This is a genomic window from Corallococcus llansteffanensis, assembly GCF_003612055.1.
In the GTDB taxonomy this organism is placed as follows: domain Bacteria; phylum Myxococcota; class Myxococcia; order Myxococcales; family Myxococcaceae; genus Corallococcus; species Corallococcus llansteffanensis.
The window spans coordinates 1-8485 of the sequence record NZ_RAWB01000440.1 but is presented as its reverse complement, the minus strand read 5'-3'; the positions used below and the strand labels follow the sequence as shown (position 1 = coordinate 8485).

Sequence of the window (8485 nt, the reverse complement as noted above, 5' to 3'; positions counted from 1 at the left end):
CGGCTGGAACACGAACGTCGAGACCCAGCCACCGTCACCCTGAACGGCCGGCTGTATTTCTTCACCGGCCCGCGCATCACCGACATCAACGACAGACACCTGAAGCTGTGGGCCACGGATGGCACCGCCCAGGGCACCCGCCCCGTGCAGGACCTGCTGCCCGCCTCCGCCGTCATGGATCACATGACGTTGTCCGCGGTGCCCGGACGCCTGTTCTTCACCGCCTGGAGCAGTGGCACGACCGGCCGCGAGCTGTGGACGAGCGACGGCACCGCCGAGGGCACCCGCCTCGTGCGCGACGTCCAGCCGGGCGGGGCCAGCGGCCTGCGCATGACAGCCGCGCTCGTTCCCTTCGGGGACTCCGTGCTGTTCGCCGCCGAGGACAGCCTCAACGACAGCGAGCTGTGGAAGTCGGACGGCACCGAGGCGGGCACCGTGCGCCTCAAGGACATCGCGCCTGGAAGCAAGGGCTCCTTCCCGCTCGTCCTCGGCCGGTGTGGCGACGCCATGCTCTTCAGCGCCGACGGTCCCGAGGGCCGGGAGCTGTGGCGGACGGATGGCACCGAGGAAGGCACCCGGCTGCTGCGCGACGTGCGCGCGGGCGCCGAGTCCTCCAACCCCACGTTCGCCGCCGTCCTGGGCTCCACCTGCTTCTTCACCGCGGACGACGGCCAGCACGGCCGCGCCCTGTGGAAGACAGACGGCACCGAGGCGGGCACCCGCCAGGTGAGCGACCTGGTGCCGGGCCCCGCCGAGCCCGTCCTGAGCCAGTTCACCGTGCTGGGCGACACGCTCCTGTTCCTCGTGAACGACGGCGGCCAGCTGGAGCTGTGGAAGACGGATGGCACCGAGGCGGGGACCCTGCCGGTGAAGCCCCTGCCCCGCGACCGCGAGCCCTACACCTCGGAGCCCACGCTGGTGCGGGCGGGCGCGCGCGTCTACTACGTGAGCAGGGGCGTGGGTTCGGGCACCCAGCTGTGGGTGACGGACGGCACGTCGGCGGGCACCCGGATCATCCCCCTGGAGCAGGCGGGCGAGCCGGTCGTGCCGCGCTTCCTGGCCGCCTGGGGTGAGGAGCTCGTCTTCATCACCGCTCCCAACATGTGGGGCAGCGAGCTGTGGCGCACCGACGGCATCGCTGGCGGCACGTACCGCCTGGCGCGGCTGCCGTCGGAGCGGAACTTCACGCCGACAAAGCTCCTGCCCTTCGGCGACGCGCTGCTCGTCACGTCCGGGGATCCCTTCGCCGGCCTGGCGCTGTGGCGCCTGGACCGCGACGCCACGGCGCCCGCCTTCCAGGGCTGCCCCGCCCACCTCGACGTGGCCGCCACGAATCCCCAGGGCACCGAGATGCACCTGCCCCCTCCCGCGCTCACCGGCGGACAGGCGCCCTTCACGGTGCGCACCAGCCACCCCGAGGGCACGCCGCTGTCCATGCCGATGAGCTTTGGCGTCCGCTACCAGGCGGAGGACGCGCAGGGCCGCGTCGCCGCGTGTGTCATCGACGTCGCCGTGCGCGACCTGACGCCGCCCGTCTTCAAGGGCTGCCCGACGCAGCTCACCCTCAACGCGCGCTCGCCGAAGGGCGCCCTCGTGTTCTACCCGGGCATCCAGGTGATGGAAGAGTCGGGCGGCGACATCCTCGTCACGTACAGCCCGGAGGACGGCAGCCTCCTGCCCCTGGGCACGACCCGGATGACGATGACGGCCCAGGACAGGGCGGGCAACACCAGCACCTGCTCCTTCCCCGTCACCGTGCGCGACGAACAGCCTCCCGCCCCCGCCTGCAAGGTGAGCGAGGTCCGCGTGGAGGCGGAGGGGCCCGACGGCGCGCATGCGTCCTGGCCGGAGCAGACGTCCGCCGACAACGTCTCGTCGCAGACGACCGTCACCAGCACGCATGCCTCCGGAGACCTGTTCCCCCTGGGCATCACCCCGGTGCAGTTCACCAGCATCGACGAGGCGGGCAACAGCAGGACATGCGAGATCCGGGTGAAGGTGCGCGACTCGCGGCCTCCCGTCCTCAACTGCCCGGCGGACGTCGCGCTCAAGACGGCCGTGATGGCCGGCACCCGCGCCGAGTACCCGCTCGCCACCGCCCTGGACGTCGTGTCCCAGACGGAGCTCAGCTACAGCCCCGAACCCGGCACGCTGCTGGCGCCGGGGGTGCACTCGGTGCGGGTGACGGCGCTGGACGCGGCCGGCAACGCGGCGCTGTGCAGCTTCAAGGTCGCCGTGGAGTACGACCCGACGGCCGACATGCAGCGGGGCCTGGGGTGCTCCGTGGGCAGCGGGCCGTCCTCGGGCGCAAGCTGGGCGGCGCTGCTCCTCCTTGGCTGGACGCTCTCCCGCCGTCGGAAGGGCGCCGCGCCGGACGCGTGAGCATGGACCGTGGCGGCACGGGGGACTTCCGCTACAGTCCCTCGCGCACCCATGGACCTCACCCTCTTCTTCGTCGGACTCGTGAAGGTCGTCTTCGGTGGCCTCGTGGCCGCGCTCGGCATCGGCCTGGGGATGCACGGCCTTGGCCGCCTGCTGGACAGCCACCCCGTGGAGGAGCTGCGCCAGGGCAACATCGCGGCCGGGCTGGTGCACGCGACGAGCCTCGTGTCGCTGGGCCTGCTCGTGCAGCACGCGCTGAAGGCCACCGGGGACGCGGTGGACATCGCGGTGCAGAACCCGCCCGTGTCGCCCGTCGCCGTGCTCCAGCTCATGGGCCTGTCGCTCGTGCACGTGGCGCTGTCGCTGGCGGTGGGCGTGGCGGTGCTCGCGCTGGGCGTGCGGCTGTTCGACCGGATGACGCCGGGCATCGACGAGCTGGCGGAGGTGCGCAAGGGCAACATCGCCGCCGCGCTCATCCTGTGCGCCTTCCTGCTCGTCATCGCCCTGCTCACCGCGCCCGGCCTCCAGGCCGCGCTCAACGGGCTCATCCCCTTCCCGCAGCTCCCCACCGGCATGCTGCGCGCGCCCGCCTGAGCCCCGCATGGTCGCGCGCTCCTGGAGTGGGAAGACGAAGCTGCTGCTCGCGCTGGTGCTGCTGGGAGCCGCCCTGGCCGCGGCCCTCTGGCGCCTGGACGTCCGCAGGAACGCGGGCCGGCTCGCGGAGTCCGGGTGGACGGAAGACTCCAAGGAGGAGGCTCCGCTGGAAGCCTCCCTGGACCTGGGCACGGTGCTCGTCCCAGAGGGCACGCCGTTGGAGCGGGCGCGCGCGTATGACTGGCGCGTGGAGGGGCTGACGCCCGCCCGGCAAGAGCTGGCGTTCGGCCTGGGCGAGGCGGAGGAGCGCGGGCTGGAAAAGGCGCACCGCGACTACAGCGTGAGCCTGCGCTACCGCGCCATGGGCCCGGAGCGCTTCACCTACGTGGCGCCTCCAGGGTGCGGCGCGGACATGCGCTGCATCTACGCGGAGCTGATGCGCAGCAACGCGGAGCCGGTGCGCGTTCTAGGCGAGCGCTTCGCCGCGTCCATCCGCGAGCGCGACCTGGACGCGGTCCAGGCCACCGAGCTCATCCTCGGCTTCGTGCGCCGCGTCCACTACGAGCTGCCCGGAGACGAGCCGTTCGGCATCGTCCCGCCGGGGCTGGTGCCCGCGCAGGACCGCGGCGACTGCGACTCCAAGGCGGTGCTCGCGCTGATGCTGCTGCGGCAGGCGGGCGTGGACGCGGTGATGCTGTACTCGGACGCGCTCGCGCACGCGGCCATCGGCGTGGGCCTGCCCGGCACCGGCACCCGCATCGCCTTCGGGGGACGCGGCTACCGCTACGCGGAGCTCACCGCGGAGGGCTGGCCCCTGGGCATGATTCCCCCCCAGTACGACAAGCCCCAGCTCTGGCGCGTGCTGCCCCTGCCCGACGCTCCGGGCTGACAGGCCTGGAGCTTCCCGCTGAGTTCCACTATTCCTGTTCTATCCGGGATACGCCTCCAGCAGGCATCCCCCTCCCGGACAGGAGCAGGCACATGGAAACCAGGCGTTCGCGGACGTGGTGGGTGCAGCGGTTCTTCGCCGTGGGGCTGGCGGTGGCGGCGGTGGGGTGTGGCGCGGCGCAGGAGGCGGACGGCGCGCAGGCGGCCCCCGACGCGGAGGAGCAGGCGCTGGGCGCGTGCACGCACTCCATCACCACCAACACGTACGTGGGCGTGGACTACTGGGGCACGCTCGTCTTCAAGAACACGGGCACGGTGGCCATCGCCAATCCGCAGATCTCCATCGACGTGCCGTCGGGCGTGACGTGTGACGATGATCAGCCCGGCTGGACGCACACGCAGAGCAGCCGCACGTGCACCTTCACGCGGACCTCCGCGCTGACGGTGGCGGTGAACGCGTCGTACACGTTCAACTACTCCACGACCTCCAACACGTCGTTCACGGCGACCAACGTGAAGGTGCAGTCCGACAGCTGCGGGGGCACGACGCCGCCCCCGGGCACCGGCCTCACCGCGAACCAGAAGAAGGTCTCGGAGGCGCTGACGAGCATCTGGGAGAACGACACCCCGACGCTCGACTACGCCTATTCGGAGAACATCGACGACGGGCGCGGCTACACCAGCGGGCGCGCGGGCTTCTGCACCGGCACCGGCGACGCCATCCAGGTGGTGCAGTGCTACCGGGCGCTGCGCACCGAGGCCAACGGCAACCGCTTGGCGAAGTACTGGAACGCGCTCACCGTCATCAACAACCGCTTCCTGTCCACCGGTGAGTCGCAGGCCTCCACCGCGGAGCTGGATGCCGTGGGCAATTGGACGGCGGACTGGGCGGCGAGCTTCAACACCGCTGCGACGAAGGCGGACTTCAAGCTGTGCCAGGACCAGGTGAGCGACGCGCTCTACTATACGCCCATCATGAACGAGGCCACGCGCTGGGGCTTCACCCAGGCGCTCACCAAGGCGGCGCTGTACGACGCGGCCATCAACCACGGCGAGAGCGGCGCGAAGGCCATCATCCGCAGCGCCAACACGGCCCTGGGCAACAGCGGCCAGGTGGCGCCGGTGATTGGCTACAACGGCATCACGGAGAACGCCTGGCTCCAGAAGTTCCTGGAGAAGCGCCGGGACGTGCTCGCCGGGGACTCCACCTGGGTGGACGCCGTGGACCGCGTGGCCGCGTATGAGAAGCAGCGCCGGCTGGGCAACTGGAGCCTGGGCACCGCCTTGCGCAACGACGTGCGCGCCCGCGACTGCTGGGGCACCACCTACCCGTCGAGCGGCTACACCGTGCGCCTCATCAACCCGGACGGCACCTGGAGCACCCCCGGCTCGTACACGTACGCCTGCCAGTAGGGCCGGGGCCGGCAGCTCATCGGGCAGGCCACTGACGGACACGGTCCCTGACGGCGCGCTGGCCGCCAGGGCGCCTGTGGTGGCATGACCTGCCCCATGGCCCGTGACGTCTCGTTCTTCGACACCCTCGGCTCCCTCCTCGCCCAGGAGCGCGAGGCCGAGAAGGCCCGCATGGCCGCGTTCGCGCAGGGGCTGTCCCTGCGCGAGCGCGAGGAGCAGGGCCTGTCGGTGCTGGACCTGGAAGCCGTCGAGGAGGAGGTGGGCCTGGGCGGCCGCATCCTCCTCACGCTCGCCCGCGCGGACCGGGGGCGGCTGCCCACGCGCCTGTCCAACGGCGACTTCGTGGCGGTGCTGCCCCGCCGCGCGGAGGTGAAGGACCCCGCGAAGGCGCTCGTGTCGCGCGCCTCCTCCACGCGCATCCAGCTCGCCTTCGACCGCGACCCGCCCGCGTATATCTCCGAAGGGCTGTTGCGCCTGGACGTCGTCCCCAACGACGTCACCTACGAGCGCGTGCGCGCGGGCCTCCAGCGCGTGAAGGCCCTGGACAAGGGCGCCGAGCGCCACAAGCGCGAGGTGCTGCTGGGCAACGAGCCCCCGCGCTTCGACAACCCGAAGGACTTCACCCCCAGCCGTCCGCTCAACCCGGAGCAGCTGGACGCGGCGAAGCGCGCGCTGGCCGCGGAGGACTTCTTCCTCATCCACGGCCCGCCCGGCACCGGCAAGTCCACCGTGCTCGCGGAGGTGGCCGTGCAGGCCGTCGCGCGCGGCGAGCGCCTGTTGTGCACCGCGGCCAGCAACGCCGCCGTGGATCACCTGCTGGAGCTGTGCCTGGAGCAGGGCCTGCGCGCCATCCGCGTGGGCCACCCCGCCCGCGTCGCCGCACGGCTCCAGGAGCACACCCTGGACATCGTGGTGGAGGACCACCCGGACCGCATCATCAGCCGCGACCTGTTCGACGAGGCCTTCGACCTGTTCGGCTACGCGCGCCGGCAGCGCAGCCAGGGCCGCAGCCGCGACCGCTTCTCCAACGCCCGCTCCTCCACCGCGGAGGCCAAGGACCTGATGGACGAGGCGCGCAAGCTGGAGAAGAAGGCCGTGCGCGCGGTGCTCGCCCGCTCCGACGTCGTCTGCGTCACGCTCGCGAGCCTGGGCTCCGGCATCCTCGCGGGCGAGGAGTTCGACCGCGCGCTGCTGGACGAGGCCACCCAGGCCACCGAACCCCTGGCCCTGCTGGGCTTCCTGCGCGCGCCCAAGGTGGTGCTCGCCGGAGACCCGCAGCAGTTGCCGCCCACCGTGCTGTCGCAGGAGGCCGCGAAGGCGGGCCTGGGCGTGAGCCTCTTCGAGCGCCTGCTCAAGGACCACGGCGACGACGTGAAGCGCATGCTGCGCGAGCAGTACCGGATGAACACCACCATCATGGCCTTCCCCTCGCGGGAGATGTACGCCGGGGAGCTGCGCGCGCACGCGTCCGTGGCGGACCGCACGCTCGCGCAGGTCCTCACGCCCGGCGCGGAGGTGGACGCCCCGCCCGTGCTCTTCCTCGACACCGCCGGCAAGGGCTTCGACGAGGAGGTGGAGCCCACCACGCACAGCCTCTTCAACCCAGGTGAGGCCGACTACGTCATCGCCCGCGTGCGCCAGTTGCTGGCCCTGGGCCTGTCCCCGCGCGAGGTCGCCGTCATCGCCCCCTACAGCGCGCAGGCCCGGCAGCTCCGCGAGGCGCTGGAGGCCGTGCACCCGGAGGTGGAGGTGGACACGGTGGACGCGTTCCAGGGCCGGGAGAAGGACGCCATCCTCGTCAGCCTCACCCGCTCCAACAGCGAGGGGCAGTTGGGCTTCCTCAACGACCTGCGCCGCATGAACGTCGCGCTCACCCGCGCCCGCCGGCACCTGTTCGTCGTGGGCGACTCCGCCACCCTGAGCAGCCACGCGTTCTACGCGCGCTTCATCGAAGGCACGCAGACCGACGGCGGCTACCGCTCCGCCTGGGAGTGGCCGGACCCGGCCTGAGCCTTGAGCAATGATTGTCGTCCCAACGACTTTTGTCGGCCCTGGAGGGCGTCGCCCTGGGGGACTACGCAAGGAGTGCGAGCCAGGTGCCCGAAAATTGTCGGCTTGCTGAACGAAATTTGTCACCTGACCCATCGCCCTGTGGGGAGGGGTCCGGATTTCAGGGCTTTGGCGCAAGCCTCAAGGGCGGCACGAAGGATGCTTCTCTTTCCGGGTAAGGAGGGAAGCAATGTCCCAAGCGCCGGTCGTGACGAAGGAGAATGACGTCTGGGTGATTCGGATTGATCGCCCCAACGGCAAGACCCAGGAGTATCGCTGCGCCACGGAGACCCAGGCGCGGCAGCTGGCCATGGTGCTCGGCCGTCCCGACAGCGGGGGTCCTCCGCGCCCCGGTGCCGCGTCGTCCAGCAGCGTCGTCTAGCCATCGCCACCGCCCGGGGGGACGGAGTAAGGCGGAGCACGAGGAGCCACCCGTGCCCGCTGCCGCATTCGAATCACTCACCCTGGACGCCGAAGGCCTGCCGCTGCACGTGCGCCAGCGCCACCCGCACGGGACGCCCGCCGTGCTGTTTCTCCACGGGTGGTTGGACCACTCCCACGGCTTTGATCCGCTCTGCGAGCACCTGCCCGAAGGCTGGCGCACGGTGCTGCTCGACTTTCGCGGCATGGGCCAGAGCGGCCACGCGGGCCCCGGCGCCGCGTACCACCTGAGCGACCACCTCCTGGACGTGGAGGCCGCCCTGGACGGGCTGGCCCTGCCCTCGGTGCACCTGGTGGGGCACTCGCTGGGCGGCATCGTCGCGCTGGCGTACGCCGCCGCGCGCCCCGAGCGCATCCTCAGCCTGACCCTCATCGAGAGCCTGGGCCCCTCCGGCGGCCCGCCCGAAGGCGCGCTGCAGCGGCTGCGCGGCTTCCTGGACGATGCGCGCCGGCCGCCGAACCGCAAGCGCTACCCCACGGCGGAGGCCGCCGCGGAGCGCCTGCGTCAGGCCAACCCCACCCTGTCCCCGGAGGCGGCCCTGCTCTTCGCCCGCCACGGCACGCGCCAGGAGCCCGAGGGCGACGTCACCTTCACCTTCGACCCGCGCCACCGCCGCCGCTTCGGCCAGGGCTTCGACGAGGCCCAGTGGCTGGCGCTGGAGGCCGCCGTCACCTGCCCCGTTCAAATCCTCCGGGGGAGCCGGGGCCTGTCCCCCTC

At 71.8% G+C, this 8485-nt stretch carries 7 protein-coding genes; all 7 read left to right on the top strand.

The annotated features are described in order from the left end of the window. Window positions 1-2382: HYR domain-containing protein (locus tag D7V93_RS31175; protein ID WP_120646850.1), on the top strand; the 2382-nt coding region annotated here is incomplete at its 5' end. Between the two features lie 51 nt (window positions 2383-2433). Next, the gene (locus tag D7V93_RS31170) at window positions 2434-2976 is read left to right on the top strand and encodes a DUF350 domain-containing protein (RefSeq protein WP_120646849.1); all 543 of its coding nucleotides are present in this window, start codon (window positions 2434-2436) and stop codon (window positions 2974-2976) included. 7 nt (window positions 2977-2983) lie between these two features. Next, complete coding sequence (locus tag D7V93_RS31165; protein WP_120646848.1) at window positions 2984-3865, top strand: hypothetical protein; 882 nt, start codon at window positions 2984-2986, stop codon at window positions 3863-3865. A gap of 92 nt (window positions 3866-3957) precedes the next feature. Next, window positions 3958-5277 (top strand): chitosanase, encoded by a 1320-nt coding sequence (locus D7V93_RS31160; protein ID WP_120646847.1) that lies wholly within the window; start codon window positions 3958-3960, stop codon window positions 5275-5277. Window positions 5278-5373: 96 nt separating this feature from the next. Further along, a complete protein-coding gene (locus tag D7V93_RS31155) occupies window positions 5374-7287 on the top strand; it encodes an AAA domain-containing protein (RefSeq protein WP_120646846.1) in 1914 nt (637 codons plus the stop codon). Between the two features lie 229 nt (window positions 7288-7516). Further along, window positions 7517-7708, top strand: coding sequence for a hypothetical protein (locus D7V93_RS31150; RefSeq protein ID WP_120646845.1), 192 nt, complete (start codon window positions 7517-7519; stop codon window positions 7706-7708). A 52-nt stretch (window positions 7709-7760) separates the two neighbouring features. Further along, a partial coding sequence (locus D7V93_RS31145; RefSeq protein ID WP_147451427.1) for an alpha/beta fold hydrolase occupies window positions 7761-8485 on the top strand: 725 nt, incomplete at its 3' end.

Excerpts from the sequence above, each read along its gene's own strand:
- D7V93_RS31170 (WP_120646849.1), top strand. The coding sequence starts at position 2,434 with ATGGACCTCACCCTCTTCTTCGTCGGACTCGTGAAGGTCGTCTTCGGT.
- D7V93_RS31165 (WP_120646848.1), top strand. The coding sequence starts at position 2,984 with ATGGTCGCGCGCTCCTGGAGTGGGAAGACGAAGCTGCTGCTCGCGCTG.
- D7V93_RS31160 (WP_120646847.1), top strand. The coding sequence starts at position 3,958 with ATGGAAACCAGGCGTTCGCGGACGTGGTGGGTGCAGCGGTTCTTCGCC.
- D7V93_RS31155 (WP_120646846.1), top strand. The coding sequence starts at position 5,374 with ATGGCCCGTGACGTCTCGTTCTTCGACACCCTCGGCTCCCTCCTCGCC.
- D7V93_RS31150 (WP_120646845.1), top strand. The coding sequence starts at position 7,517 with ATGTCCCAAGCGCCGGTCGTGACGAAGGAGAATGACGTCTGGGTGATT.